This is a genomic window from Pectobacterium sp. PL64, from assembly GCF_022477975.1.
Lineage (GTDB): Bacteria > Pseudomonadota > Gammaproteobacteria > Enterobacterales > Enterobacteriaceae > Pectobacterium > Pectobacterium jejuense.
Genome location: NZ_CP092070.1, coordinates 2,566,254 through 2,579,203, shown reverse-complemented (window position 1 = coordinate 2,579,203; position 12,950 = coordinate 2,566,254). Strand labels below are relative to the sequence as shown.

Below are 12,950 nucleotides of genomic sequence, written 5' to 3'. Positions count from 1 at the left end.
GACAGATTACGGAAACGTAGTTTCAGTGCAAAGCGATAAAAGCAGGAAAAGGCGAACGGGTATCAAAAATCAGATGTGACTGCGCGTAAAATCACCAGCTTACGGATTCATTCAGTGCGGTAGCAAAGCCCGCAACTGAAGCCCCGTTCGCCGCTGCGTTGTATTCTGACATTTTTCGCTCTATATCGAGCAGCTCATTGTCTGCGATCGCAATTGCATCGGTACGCAGGGGGATAGCCTGATTTTTTTCATCAAGCAATTGATATTGAGGCTGGGCGGTAAAGTTTTTGCGATCCTGAAGGGTTTGCAGCGGCGGTAGCTTAAATGACACCGATGCCACTTTTTCCGTGTTAAAGGTCGCAATAAAGGTTGAAGGGAAATAGGTCACTGGCGCACCGGTCTGGGCATCGACAGTATCGACGACTTTGAACAGAATCTGGTGTTGCCCACTGCCAAGTTCGAGGCTATCGGCACCTTTCAGCAACGAGCCTGACATCTTTTGCCCGTCAACCATAAGGAGATCGATTTTCTGATCTAATTTCAACGTTGTTGCCGCCATTGCAGAGGTATTTAAACCTGCAATAACCAGGCAGACAGTGATGAAGCCGAATTTCATAATTTTCCCAGATGGAACATAATCCGAGTATTGTTGAGGAATTGTCTGAATGTGTCAAAGGTTTCAATTTGAAACAGGCTGTTATGGCATTTTTCGCGCTATAGGGCGCGGATGGAGGTAGTCTTAAGCCATTTCATGCTATTCGTCGAATGTGCGATACACTGTAATCAATCACGCAAGAGAGGTTGAATAGCATGAATGACAGAGAGATTGAGTCTGTACTGAAAACGGTAAAAACCATTGCGTTAGTGGGTGCCAGCGATAATCCATCCCGTCCGAGTTATGGTGTGATGGCGTATTTGCTTAAGCAGGGCTACGACGTTATCCCTGTTAGCCCCAAACTGGCCGGTCAGACGCTGTTAGGTCAAAAAGCGTATGCCAGCTTAGAGGATATTCCTAAACCAGTTGATATGGTCGATGTTTTTCGCCAGCCGGAAGCGGCCTATGAGATTGCCAAAGAGGCCATCGCCATCGGCGCTACCGTTCTGTGGCTACAGATTGGCGTCATTAATGAGCAAGCCGCCATTTTGGCTCACGATGCCGGGCTGAAAGTCGTCATGGATCGCTGTCCGAAAATTGAAATCCCGCGGCTGGGGTTGGAGAAATAAGTTACAGAATTAGGCGATGCTGAATATCACAACATCGCCAATGCCTGCCTCTGATCATCAGTATCTGCTTTTAGTGAAAAATTAATGGCGCAGCTGTGGCGCGCGGCGCTGAATGACCTCGGCTAATTCGTTTAGCGAAGGGTGCTCATGCTCAGAAAGCTCTTCCTTCATCAGCTGTGCTTCTGCCAGATAAGTATGAATCGGTTGGCCTTCGTCATCTTCCATCACAACGTGGTACCACGGTTCGGAGCGCGGCGTGTCATTGCCGCTAATTTCTTCCCAGGTGGGCGTGTCTAATGAGTATTCGGGATCGATATCGATAACAACCCCTGGAAATCCCAGTTGTCTATGACGAATCTGTTGTCCGATACCAAATTTACAGATGATCATATAAGCCCCCTGGAAATAGATTACACTTTCTACTCGTTGCAGATGGCGTGAAGGAAAAGTCACCGCATCCGATAACGCCTTTTAGCGTACAGCGTTTTTTCAAGTCATGTGCTCGTTAATGAATCGCTGGTTGAACACATTATTAACAGTATGGTGTAAATTTTTAGAAGATACAGGTCTGCTAATGAAATGTTGTGTGGTCGCAGGGCTGGAAAGGGGGGAAGAAGATGGCAAAGATAGCGACGGTCGCCTATGTCTATGGTGTGGTTCAGGGCGTGGGATTTCGTTACAGCACGCAGCATAAGGCTATGCAGCTTGGGCTCAACGGCTATGCACGCAATTGTGATGATGGCAGCGTAGAGGTCGTAGCAAGCGGTGAACCTCATGCGGTAGATGCGTTGATTGAATGGCTGAAGCAAGGAGGCCCACGAAGCGCCAGAGTGGATAAGGTGCTTATTGAGCCACATGGTAAGACGGACTATGAAGGTTTTACGATCCGCTATTGAACCTGAGTGACGCTAGATGCATTTCACTGGTTTGGGTAAGCCGGCGATTTTAGTTGCCTGCTTGGCTGGCCCTTTCGGGAACAGTTTGTACAGGTAGCGGCTATTTCCTTTCTCCTCACCATACTTTTGCGCCATCGCCTTAACCAACATCATCAATACACCATGATGATGTTTCGATAGGCTCTCGCCATATCGTCGTATACCCTGTCGGGGTTCATCCCCGACAGGATCCTCGGTGATTGACGGATGACATTTTCACTCAATGTCAGATACGACAACACCCTCCGAGATTTCTCACTGTTCGCCTGAAACCATCTATTTATTCCTTTGCTTTCAAGATAATAACCCGTCAGCCACATGATGATGCTGTAGAGTGTCGCTATCAGGCAAAGCACTGATATTCGCTTTTCGCCCCGACTTTTACTTGCCCTAAGCCCCAATCCATAGCGCTCACTTTTCTCATCCCTGAAATTCTGCTCTATCTGCATACGGCGACTGTAAATTTTAACTATCTCACGTGGTTTATATCCCATCAGGCTGGTAAAAAGCAGCCACGGTTCACGCGCGCTTTTACGATACATCTTGTCCGTTTTAGGGAAGCACTGGTTGCCTTTCCTGCCCGTTGCCCGCTTATGCACGGTATAGAAATGTCCGAGGCAGTCACGGCTGGCGTTGCGTGCCAGTCGCCCAAATCCCAGATAGCATGACTTCGCTCTTGACGTAATATTCCGCGCCATTTTCCATTCCTCATCCCCGATTATCTGAAAGTAAAGGCGACCTCTGACACGTCCGACAAAATGCCAGCCCAGAGAGCGAATGTGGTGAAACCAACTGCTGCGAAAGCCTGCATCAGTCACAACAATGACCTGCTTATCTTTGCCGATGGCGGCAGCCATCTGATCGAGAAAGTCGTTCTGAACGGTAGCGTTGTTCTGGTATTGAGAGGAAATGACTTTACTCATCAGCGGGATAGCTCTTCCATCGCACAGTAGACTTGCCCGCAAAACGCTGAGCTCCGATGACGGATAGCCGCTCCAGTCCACAGCAATAACGCATAATGAAAGGCTGCTGGTGAGGCGGGATACAAGCTTCTGATAAACAGCGGGGACATCGCTAAACATCAGGTCACTGTTGAGATGCCGGTCAACACGCTTAATCTTGTGCTTAACCCGTGCCGGTCCAGGCAGATACCTGCCGATGCTGGTAAGAGAGAGCGATGCGCCACGCGTCAGTGCGACGGTCATATCGAGCAGAGCATTTTTACGGTACTGATGAAGTGAGTTCAGGGACTGGCTAAAAAATTTATGGCAAACTTGTGAAGCAGGCATAGAGGCGTGACCTTACTTTTTGGTGGAACACTAAGTAGATCACAACCTTCTATGCCTGTCTTTATTTATGGGGAACCGTCAGCCCCGTGTCGTTAAGACATAAGCTGAACAGCAGAAGAACACCACCGCCGTGCCGCCGAGGGCTAGCATGACAATGTCGCCTGCGCCGGAAGAAATCAGCGAGCTTAAAATTGGGCCCAGCGTATAACCCATGAATCCGGTCAGTGCGAACGCCGCCAGAATACCTGCAGGGCTGTTGGCCAGTTTGTGCGTCAGGAACATCAGACCATAAAACCCAACCAGCATCAGAATTAAGCCAGGGGCAGGTAGGTTAAGTACGGTACTTGCCGTTGCGGTAACGGCTGAAAAACCCAGTGTCAGCGACAGCAGGAAATAGGTGTTGCGCAGCACTTTGTGCGTGCTGAGTAGCGAGCTTTCACGGGTAGAAGAAACAACAATACGATCCATATCAGCGACTCTCTCTTCAGGGTGCTATTATCCAATGTCAAAGAGTAAATAGTTTCATGACGTTATTAAAGGTGGTTTACCCATCTTTACGCTGAAATTTTTCATTTTTCTGTCCAGCACGTGTGTTTTGTTCAGCAAGTGGTGTGATACCGGAGGTAAATTGCACGATTTTATCTGTTGCGTGGTGGTTTTGCGTCCAATTACTCTGCGTTAGACTATTTTTCAGGCAATTGAGCGCTGTGATGCTTTACAAGATCTCACACACTGTTTATAGTTCGCGTCATTGCGGAGGAGTGGCCGAGTGGTTGAAGGCACCGGTCTTGAAAACCGGCGACGCGAAAGTGTTCTAGAGTTCGAATCTCTACTCCTCCGCCACAAAATTCAACGGGTTAGCTTAGGCTAGCCCGTTTTCCTTTCTGCTATCAAATCCCAGAATCGTTTTTTACCTTGCGCCGCTGATGTGGTTGTTGTCCGTAACAATCTTCGCGCTGAACATGTTCCCCGCGCCGAGCATATTGAAACGTGTAGCGAAAACGACACGAATTTTTCCCCTCACCTATTCATTCAGAAATGAATACTAACGATTGGTAAAAAATAAATAAGCATCGCGTTATTCATCAGTAATAAATCGATAGTTATTGCTCAATAATAACAATATAAATACCGGTGTTATTTATTGCTTACATATTTCTGTTCGGTCTTGTGTACATTAAATAAAATGCTGAACTGGAAAATATGCATGTTACTGCAAGCGATAGGTTGATGTATTGACTACAAATTAAATCAGGAAATCATCCTGGGTTTTATAAACAACCAGATCCAGCAATGTGCGATATTTTTCCTGAAAAGCGGCATTGGCCTCGGTTTCAATCTTGTGGACTAATTTAGCGATGATGGCCTTGTTACTGACGGAATGGCCAGATTGAATGATCTCTTCCACAATGTTGCCAAGCATTTCCATATCGCTGATCTGAGAGTCAAGACTGAGGACATCAGATGTCGGGAGCTCGTTTTGGGGCACCTCTGAATGCATTGCTTTTCCTCCCTTTAGCGCTTTCTGACAGGGTGAATGCACGCCTTGCCAGACAGCACGAACGCGCTATCCGCCAGACATGAAGAAATGGTTACTTAACTTTAGTCGATCATACGCATAAAACCAGTCGATAAGATAAATAAACACCGCGTTGCTCGGCAATACTTCCAAACGTGAAAGGATGACGGCGATCAATGGTCAGGCGGATAAATATGAATTATTCGTTTCCCACCAATATTATGTCTGAAATAATTATGCGAGATACATAACTTCAATAAGTTAAACATAACGAGAGGGAAGGAGGCAGGGAAAAACATTCACTGAACATAAAGACTATTAATGCATTTTGATGACTATCCATAAGATTTTGATCTGTACAAGTAGACGACATTTTTCTGTGATACCTGCTGTTTATCAATAAATGTCTTTTTGTCAAAAATTGTCCGTTTACCCAAAAGTGTCTCTTTATCAAAAATGTCTTTTTATCAAAAGAGTGCTGTAGTTTACCTGGAGCGTTGGCATGCAAAAGATCAGAGCAAAAGCAGTTTGTCTTTTCCGTAATAATGGCAAAATTCTGTTAGCCGAAGGGCATGACCCGATAAAAAATGAGCACTATGTGTTGCCGCTCGGTGGTGGCATCGACTTTGGTGAACTGTCGCAGGCTGCGGCGGAGAGGGAGGTTCAGGAGGAAATCAGTGCCGCGACCAAGGACTTTTCGCTGTTGGGCGTTTCAGAGAATATTTTCTCCTACAATGGCAAGCCGGGTCATGAGATTGTCTTTGTTTATGAGGCCCGCTTTCAGGATGAGTCCCTTTATCAACACGATATCATTCATGGTATCGAGACAAACGGTGTTCCGATCGTGACCCGCTGGTTTGATATTGATTTGCTGCGCTCAGGGGAAATCAAGTTTTATCCTCATGGTATAGTGGACATGATCTAGTCGGAACCGACTGGTTGGGATGATGGTATGCCGTTGCCTCCGTGATGATAATCCGTGCCGATGTTAAGCGTCGAAATAAGGAAAAAAGATGCAGGTTTTGATAGTGATTGATATGCAAAATGCGGTGTTTTCAACGCCAAGAGCGCGACAAGCGCAGACGGTCGCATTGATAAACCAGCTTTCAGAGGCAGCGGATCGGACGATTTTTATTCAGCATGAAGAAGACGGCATGCTGTCTGGCAGCGATGGGTGGCAGCTATTACCTGAATTGCATCAGCCAGAGGGGAGTCTGTTTATCACCAAAACGGCGTGCGATGCATTTTACCGCACGCCGTTAGCCGATGTGCTGACTGAGTTGGGTGTTAACCATCTTACGATTTGCGGATGTGCGACAGATTATTGCGTTGATGCAACCATTAAAAATGCAGCCAGCCGAGGCTATGCGCTGACGATTGCCGCCGATGCGCACACGACGGCGAATCGCGGCGAACTGAAAGCCGAACAGCTAGTCACGCATTACAACGACGTGTGGCGGAATTTTATTATTCCAGGCAACACGATTGCGGTAGAAACCACGGAGCACATCGTTGCTTCATGGAAGATGAGTCGTTAGTTCCATGCTGAATATTATTTCTGTCAGAAATCGCCCCGAATACAAAGAGCAGGCGATCCAGTACTTCCAACACCACTGGGCATCAGATGAGACGCTGATGCTTTACGAAGACTGTATCAGCCACTGCATTGATGCGGAAAACCCATTGCCAGATTGGTATCTGCTGGAAAAAGATGGGCAAATTATTGGCGGTGCAGGGTTAATTACCAATGATTTCATCAGCCGCATGGATCTTTATCCCTGGCTGTGTGCGCTTTACATTGAAGAGAACCATCGTGGCAAAGGTTATGCGGGGCAGTTGATTGAGCATCTTGCTCAGGAAACTCGCCGTGCTGGCTTTTCTGCATTGCATTTATGCACCGAGTTACTCGGTTTTTATGAACGGTATGGATTTCACTTTGCCGGAATGGGCTATCACCCCTGGGGGGAATCGTCACGTATCTATTCACGATCGCTTTAAAGGAAAACCACATGTGAGCTAACGGCTTACTTTGTGCGCCGATTGGGCTAAAAGTTGCAGGCAACATGCGTAAAAGTGAACGGGATCATATTTTGCTGACGAGGGGCAGACTACGCTTCTTACAGACTGACAGGTAATCAGTTATCCACGTAGGGGAGAGGTGATTATGTACACGAGCATTCTGGTGCCAGTAGATATAGAAGAAGATGAACTCACCAAACACGCGCTTATGCATGCAGTCAGGTTGGCCAAAATGTCGGGTGCCGCAATCCACCTCTTTCATTCCCTCCCGGATGCGTCGGCGTTTTTGTCTGCTTATTCTTTTGGCATAAAAGAGTTGGAGAATGAGGCGGTGGTGAAAGCGAATGACAAGCTGAAATCACTGATGAAAACGATCGACCTTCCTGCCTCGCGTTTGTCATGCAGCGTTAGTTTTGGCTCGGCCAGAGATGAAGTGTTAGCGCTGGCGGAGGAGATTAATGCAGATTTAATCGTCATCGGTTCGCGGCGACCGAATGTGAAAACCTATCTACTGGGTTCAAATGCCGCAGCAATCGTTCGTCATGCGAAAATGTCAGTCTTAGTTGTCCGCTAGTTGTTGCATAACGCTGCTGCCGCGTCTGAGGTTGGGGACGGGGCAGCAATCCGACGGTGAGGCCGCTTTAGAAAATGGAGAACAGCAGGACAACGGGAAAGCTCAATGGCCAGGTTAGCCCCACTATCAATGAGGCAAAGAATCGGATGAGCAGGGATTTGTCTTTACTTAACAAGAACGTCACGATCAGGGAAACGACAAAGCCGATCATGTAGGTAAGTTTAATGAGTTCCCATGGGGAATGATGTGGCACGTTTGTTTCCTTTTATCCTCGCAGCACCTGCATTTTATGTTGTTAATATTTTACGATCAATTTTTTAACCCTTAATAGGTAGTGGGTGACATTGTTCTGCGGTACGTATCTTGTACTGCAGTTATTATCCTCTGGTTAAAATGAGACCCTTGGTATGAAAACAACGCTGGCTGTTGCGATGGTATGTGCTGTGGCACTGCTTTCTATTTCTACGCCTAGTATGGCGAAAAATGTCCGAATTTCTGATGAGCAGATCAAAGAACGGATCATTCAGGAATCGATTTCGTCTTATTCTGGTAATTGTCCTTGCCCTTATAATTCAGCACGTAATGGCAGCAAGTGCGGTAAACGTAGCGCATGGAGCCGGGCAGGAGGATATTCGCCAATCTGTTACAAAGACGAAGTGACTCGGAAAATGATTGACGATTGGAGAATGAAAAACGGAAATGGATAGTATTCAGCAGGGAAATAAAAATAGCGCAATAATAATCTCTTTGCTAAGAATCTAATTACGCTTTTTATGTGACAGAAATATTAAATTTTTATTTCAGTATGGACATTACCTGCTGGCTGTCATAGCTTACTATTTTACCCCATGAGAAAGGTAATAAAATGAGTGAGATATCTAGTCTGTCCCTGAAGATTTCCTCAGAGCTGAAAGAAAAAATCAAAGCGGCTGCACTGGAAAACGAAGTATCTATCAGTGCAGAAGTCAGCGCCCGATTACTGAGAAGCTTTGATGAAAGCCACCATGCCTCTGAGTTGTCTCCTGAGCTAGTGGACAGTCAGGGTACAGAAGAAGTCGGAGCAGAAGCGCCGTTGACGCAGAAAGAGCTAAAGAAAGTTCGTGATTTGCTGAAAGGTAAATCCAAAGCGGCTTCCAAGAAAAAGTAATACTGATATGTGACGTTGAATCGCTGATTGATTCAAAACGTAAATAATAAAATTAAATCACCCAGAGGTCTTGATAAAAAGACCTCTGGGTGTGTTTATTTGTTCAACGCATCCTGCTTGTAATACTGCTAGTACAGAAAGTGAAAATCACTTGAAAGTATACTATTTCACCTGATTCGGCTAATCCCATATATACCCTCTCTCCCTACGCGGCATAATATAAATTCAGACTGCGTTTATTTAATTTTATAATGAATTGTTACCTTTTATTTTTGAGTTTATTGTTACATCCTAAATGCAATATTTATCCTCCTTGAAAAAATACATATCTTATAAATAGATAGATTATAAAAAAATGATCGATTTAATAGATATTAAATCTATAAGTTAGAAAATATAAAGATTATCTACAAAAGGCCGATACCCCCTTCGGCGTAAGGAAGACGTGTTCTGGTTTTTATTCACCCTTGTCGCTGCTATTTAACCCTAATTTTAGTAGCGGTAATGCACCAGGATTTTATGGTGCATGTGGGAATGCAAGAAACCAATCATGGACGAGAACGTGCGGTGAAAGATGAGGTGCAAAGGATGACGTTTTTTTCACTGCCAGTATGCGCAGATGTCTTGTACCGAGCGCCGTATCTGGCTAGCCCCATTCGATCGCGCTGTGATGGATGTGGGTTGATGAGCATGTCTATCTACACATTGTTTATGTTTCTCACCAGGGCATATAAATAATCTGTCCAGAGATGTGTATTTTTTGTTATGAAAAAGAGCATTGGAGCTATCTGTATTTATTAAATAAATATTAATTTTTTAATTATATATTTTTATACAGATAGAGAAAATTAATTAAGGAGATGTTAATGAGTTTGTCCAACTGGCGTATAGGATATCGATTAGGGGCGGGATTTTCTTTTCTGGTCTTAATGCTTTTGATAATTGGCAGCGTTGCAATTTCAAAGCTAAGTGATTTTCACGAAAAAATGGATGAGATTGTTTCGCAAAATTACCCACTCACCGTCAAAAGTAACAAGCTCATTGATGAGCTGAATAATTACCTCAATAATCAGCAACTGCTGCTACTACTGAAATCAGAAAGTGAAATTAACAAACAGTTGGCGCTGAACAAAGAGCGTTCAGGAACGATATCTGAACTCATGGAATACTTGAACCAATCGGTAAGCGACGATAAATCCGTTGCGATACTGCGTGATATTGGCGACATTCGCCGCGAGTTCCTTGGTTCAGCGAACAAACTCTCTGCACTGGTCTCTGCGGGTAACACTGACGCGGCGGCAGAAGAATATTTCAACGTAACGCGTGTTAGTCAGGCGAAATACACCAGTAAAGTTAACGAATTCATCGATATACAGGATGATAAAATGTCATCCTCAGCGCAAGAAGTGGGTGAAAGCTATAAAAATGCGCTGATGGTCCTCGCCACGATCATTATCATTAGTGCGCTGGCTGGATTGATTATTGCCTCACTGATTACCCGCAGCGTAACTCAGCCGATACAGGAAGCGCTGGGTGTAGCCGAAAATGTCGCAAAAGGCGATCTGACCTCTGAAATCTATACCGATCGTAAAGATGAAACCGGTCAGCTGTTATCCGCCTTGAATAATATGAACAGCAGCTTAAGGCAGATTGTCAGCCAGGTGCGTGACGGGGCAGAAACGATCTCCAGCGCCGCATCGCAAATTGCTGCGGGGAACCAGGATTTATCTGCTCGCACGGAAGAGCAGGCCAGTTCGCTGGAAGAGACTGCGTCATCGATGGAACAATTGACGTCGACGATAAGAAATACCGCCGATAATACGACGCAGGCGACAGATCTTGCGGCTAGCGCGTCTGAAACCGTGAAAAAAAGCGGTACCATGATGGAAACGGTCACGCAGGAAATGCGCGGTATCCGTGATTCGTCACAGCGTATGGCGGAAATTATCGGCGTGATTGATGGCATTGCATTCCAAACTAACATTCTGGCGCTGAATGCGGCCGTTGAAGCGGCACGTGCTGGTGAGCAGGGCAGAGGGTTTGCCGTTGTCGCCAGTGAGGTACGCGCGCTGGCGCAGCGAAGCGCTACGGCGGCAAAAGAAATCAAAGAACTTATCGATGACTCGTTCAAGAAAGTGCAGGACGGCATGGGGCTGGTAGAAAAAACCGGCGTCACGATGAACTCACTGGTGACGAATGTGCAGGGCGTAACGGGAATCATCAGCGAAATTGCGCAGGCCAGCCGTGAGCAAAGCGATGGAATCAACCAGATCAACCTGGCCGTTGGGCAGATTGATACGACAACCCAACAAAACGCCGCGCTGGTTGAAGAATCTGCCGCCGCTGCGCTCTCTTTGCAGGATCAAGCCAATAGCCTCGCGCGCACGGTTAGCGTATTCAATCTGGGTGCATCGTACAAAAGTGCGGCGTTAAATAGAAAAGCAGAAACGCCCGCGCTGGCTGCCCCTAAGAATGGCCGTACAGAAAAAACAGCAGCCAAAGGTGAGTTAGCGGACTGGACCACGTTCTAACGTTTTGTCGTTAAGCGGTATTGTTGATTGACCGCCATTGTGTGCACAAATTGTGTAGCACAATGGCGGTTTTTTATTGGCGTGTCGGGCAATGATGACAGTACTGAAATCAGCTTTTAGCGATAGTTTGCTTAGGATGATTCATATACCACCGAACAACGTCAATGAGCAGGAAGATGAGCAGGCTGATCCCCATGACGGGCAAGCTTACCGCCAGCAGCAGCGTAATAAGCGCAATCAGCAGACGCTGAAAGACAGAAACCCTTAATAATGCCGCCGTCAGCGTGTTGACCGGATTAGCGTCATGGCGAGATTTTGGACGACGTATCCACCACATCCGATAGCCCCATACAATCATCGTACAGAGCCCAAGACCAAATGCCGCGAGGAGGAGTTGGTTTGGTAAACCGAATAACACACCCATATGTGCATCCACACCCCAACGCGTGAGTTTGGCGGCAAGCGGGAAGGTATTGAAATCGGTTTTGTCTACGATCTCTAGCGTATCTGGGTTAACCGACACGGCGTCAACCTGCGTTGGCCAGGCACGATCGATCTCACTGACGGTCCAGGCACGGTGAGGCTTGGTGGCAGGGCGGATTTCGATTTTATTGGCGTCAATCCCAGCATCGCGTGCGGCAGCTAACACCTCATCAAATAACGCGGGTGAAGCGGCTTCGACATCCTCCATTGGCATCGATGCATGGTGTTCAGCATGTTCATCCGCAGTCATCGCCATATCGTGACCGTGCATCATGTCGTGATGAGACATCGGCGTGGGCAACTGTGTGTTCACCGATGGGGTCTGCCAGCCTAGTGCGGTACGCGCGACAGAAATATTGCTTCCCGCCCATTGCGACCAGGTTAACCCTGTTACGGAGAAAAAGAGCAAACCCAGAACAAGGATTAGCCCCATCGTGGCGTGCCAGTGGCGCAGACGCTGCGTCTTGGCTGTTGTCGTCCGGCTATTCTTCAATTTCCGTCGTTTGGTCGCTGACGACAGATGTCGAGTTGACCACCAGATAACAATGCCGCCTAGTGCCGCGACCCACAGCCAGGACGCTGCCAGCTCGCTGTAATTACGCCCGACATCGCCTAACAGCAGCCCGCGGTGCAGGTAATCAAGCCAGGTACGGAATGGCAGGATGCCGCTGGTGCCGTAAACAATCTCACTGCCACGATTTTCCAGCGAAACCGGATCGATGAAAACGGCGCGGCTTTCCGATGGCCCCAATTCCGGCAAGGCAAACATGACGCGGGTGGTTTCTCCGGCTACCGGTGCAGGGCGTATTGCAAGCAGTTTTGCATCCTGACGGTGAGCGAGCCCCGCTTGTGCAGCATGGATTTGCTCAGACAGAGGATGTGGCGTGCCCTGACTCTCGGTGAAAAGCTGGTGTGAATACAGCCGGTTTTCAATCTGCGGTGTCAAGACATACAGCGTCCCTGTCAGAGCGGCGACAAAAATAAAAGGACCGACAAAAATACCGATATAGAAATGAAGCCGGATGAACAGGGCAACGATCGCAGCACGTGGCGAGATGTTATCCATCGCGTGTTTATCCGACGCCGTTTCTCCGGCTGGGCGTGAGCCGGAGGCGGCAGCAGTGGCTGATGCCTGATTAGGGTGTGGCATAGACCCCTCTGAAATCACTTAGCAAAAAAATGTTCAAACGCCACACCTGAAAGGGTATAGCGCGATGCGTTATAAATGC

15 protein-coding genes, 1 tRNA gene and 2 pseudogenes are annotated in these 12,950 nt (G+C 47.1%); 10 read left to right on the top strand and 8 right to left on the bottom strand.

The features are described from left to right. Positions 1-91: 91 nt before the first annotated feature. Positions 92-616, bottom strand: a complete 525-nt coding sequence (locus tag HP572_RS11505; RefSeq protein WP_240583254.1) for a DUF2057 family protein — start codon at positions 614-616, stop codon at positions 92-94. 194 nt (positions 617-810) lie between these two features. Between HP572_RS11505 and HP572_RS11500 the strand changes: the two genes are divergently transcribed. Continuing rightward, positions 811-1,224: a CoA-binding protein gene (locus HP572_RS11500; protein WP_240583253.1), complete on the top strand. Its 414-nt coding sequence runs from the start codon at positions 811-813 to the stop codon at positions 1,222-1,224. Between the two features lie 81 nt (positions 1,225-1,305). Here the strand turns inward: HP572_RS11500 and hspQ are convergent, their stop codons facing one another. Beyond that, positions 1,306-1,614 (bottom strand): heat shock protein HspQ, encoded by a 309-nt coding sequence (hspQ, locus tag HP572_RS11495; protein WP_010276051.1) that lies wholly within the window; start codon positions 1,612-1,614, stop codon positions 1,306-1,308. A gap of 227 nt (positions 1,615-1,841) precedes the next feature. Here hspQ and yccX point away from each other — a divergent pair, with 227 nt between their 5' ends. Further along, positions 1,842-2,120, top strand: a complete 279-nt coding sequence (gene yccX / locus HP572_RS11490) for an acylphosphatase (protein WP_240583252.1) — start codon at positions 1,842-1,844, stop codon at positions 2,118-2,120. Between the two features lie 12 nt (positions 2,121-2,132). Here the strand turns inward: yccX and HP572_RS11485 are convergent. The 3 genes and pseudogenes from HP572_RS11485 to HP572_RS11475 form a co-directional block, all read right to left on the bottom strand. Beyond that, positions 2,133-2,276, bottom strand: a pseudogene (locus HP572_RS11485) (TusE/DsrC/DsvC family sulfur relay protein); the annotation flags it as partial. Then, positions 2,273-3,448, bottom strand: a complete 1,176-nt coding sequence (locus HP572_RS11480) for an IS4 family transposase (RefSeq protein ID WP_240583251.1) — start codon at positions 3,446-3,448, stop codon at positions 2,273-2,275. The pseudogene HP572_RS11485 and the gene HP572_RS11480, both read right to left, overlap by 4 nt. An 84-nt stretch (positions 3,449-3,532) precedes the next feature. After that, positions 3,533-3,916, bottom strand: a pseudogene (locus HP572_RS11475) (Bax inhibitor-1 family protein); the annotation flags it as partial. A gap of 287 nt (positions 3,917-4,203) precedes the next feature. Between HP572_RS11475 and HP572_RS11470 the strand changes: the two are divergent. After that, positions 4,204-4,291: transfer RNA gene (locus tag HP572_RS11470), tRNA-Ser, on the top strand. A gap of 403 nt (positions 4,292-4,694) precedes the next feature. On the opposite strand, the gene HP572_RS11465 is transcribed toward HP572_RS11470, so the two are convergent. Further along, a complete protein-coding gene (locus tag HP572_RS11465) occupies positions 4,695-4,949 on the bottom strand; it encodes a biofilm/acid-resistance regulator YmgB/AriR (protein ID WP_240583250.1) in 255 nt (84 codons plus the stop codon). Positions 4,950-5,469: 520 nt separating this feature from the next. On the opposite strand from HP572_RS11465, the gene HP572_RS11460 reads away from it, so the two are divergent. The 4 genes from HP572_RS11460 to HP572_RS11445 all read left to right on the top strand — a co-directional run bounded on the left by HP572_RS11460 (position 5,470) and on the right by HP572_RS11445 (position 7,560). Further along, positions 5,470-5,892: an NUDIX hydrolase gene (locus tag HP572_RS11460; protein ID WP_240583249.1), complete on the top strand. Its 423-nt coding sequence runs from the start codon at positions 5,470-5,472 to the stop codon at positions 5,890-5,892. 88 nt (positions 5,893-5,980) lie between these two features. Then, positions 5,981-6,505, top strand: coding sequence for an isochorismatase family protein (locus HP572_RS11455; RefSeq protein WP_240583248.1), 525 nt, complete (start codon positions 5,981-5,983; stop codon positions 6,503-6,505). A gap of 4 nt (positions 6,506-6,509) precedes the next feature. Then, on the top strand, positions 6,510-6,965 hold the full coding sequence (locus HP572_RS11450; RefSeq protein WP_240583247.1) for a GNAT family N-acetyltransferase: 456 nt from the start codon (positions 6,510-6,512) through the stop codon (positions 6,963-6,965). A 166-nt stretch (positions 6,966-7,131) separates the two neighbouring features. Then, entirely contained in the window at positions 7,132-7,560 is a 429-nt protein-coding gene (locus HP572_RS11445) for a universal stress protein (RefSeq protein WP_240583246.1), read from the top strand. A 67-nt stretch (positions 7,561-7,627) separates the two neighbouring features. Here HP572_RS11445 and HP572_RS11440 read toward each other — a convergent pair whose 3' ends face one another. Then, positions 7,628-7,813, bottom strand: a complete 186-nt coding sequence (locus tag HP572_RS11440; protein WP_039275654.1) for a GhoT/OrtT family toxin — start codon at positions 7,811-7,813, stop codon at positions 7,628-7,630. Positions 7,814-7,967: 154 nt separating this feature from the next. Between HP572_RS11440 and HP572_RS11435 the strand changes: the two genes are divergently transcribed. The 3 genes from HP572_RS11435 to HP572_RS11425 all read left to right on the top strand — a co-directional run bounded on the left by HP572_RS11435 (position 7,968) and on the right by HP572_RS11425 (position 11,238). After that, positions 7,968-8,267 (top strand): hypothetical protein, encoded by a 300-nt coding sequence (locus tag HP572_RS11435; RefSeq protein ID WP_240583245.1) that lies wholly within the window; start codon positions 7,968-7,970, stop codon positions 8,265-8,267. 158 nt (positions 8,268-8,425) lie between these two features. Then, complete coding sequence (locus tag HP572_RS11430; protein ID WP_240583244.1) at positions 8,426-8,707, top strand: hypothetical protein; 282 nt, start codon at positions 8,426-8,428, stop codon at positions 8,705-8,707. Between the two features lie 866 nt (positions 8,708-9,573). Beyond that, positions 9,574-11,238, top strand: coding sequence for a methyl-accepting chemotaxis protein (locus tag HP572_RS11425; RefSeq protein WP_240583243.1), 1,665 nt, complete (start codon positions 9,574-9,576; stop codon positions 11,236-11,238). 109 nt (positions 11,239-11,347) lie between these two features. Here the strand turns inward: HP572_RS11425 and HP572_RS11420 are convergent, their stop codons facing one another. Beyond that, on the bottom strand, positions 11,348-12,871 hold the full coding sequence (locus HP572_RS11420; protein ID WP_240583242.1) for a PepSY domain-containing protein: 1,524 nt from the start codon (positions 12,869-12,871) through the stop codon (positions 11,348-11,350). Positions 12,872-12,950 lie beyond the last annotated feature (79 nt).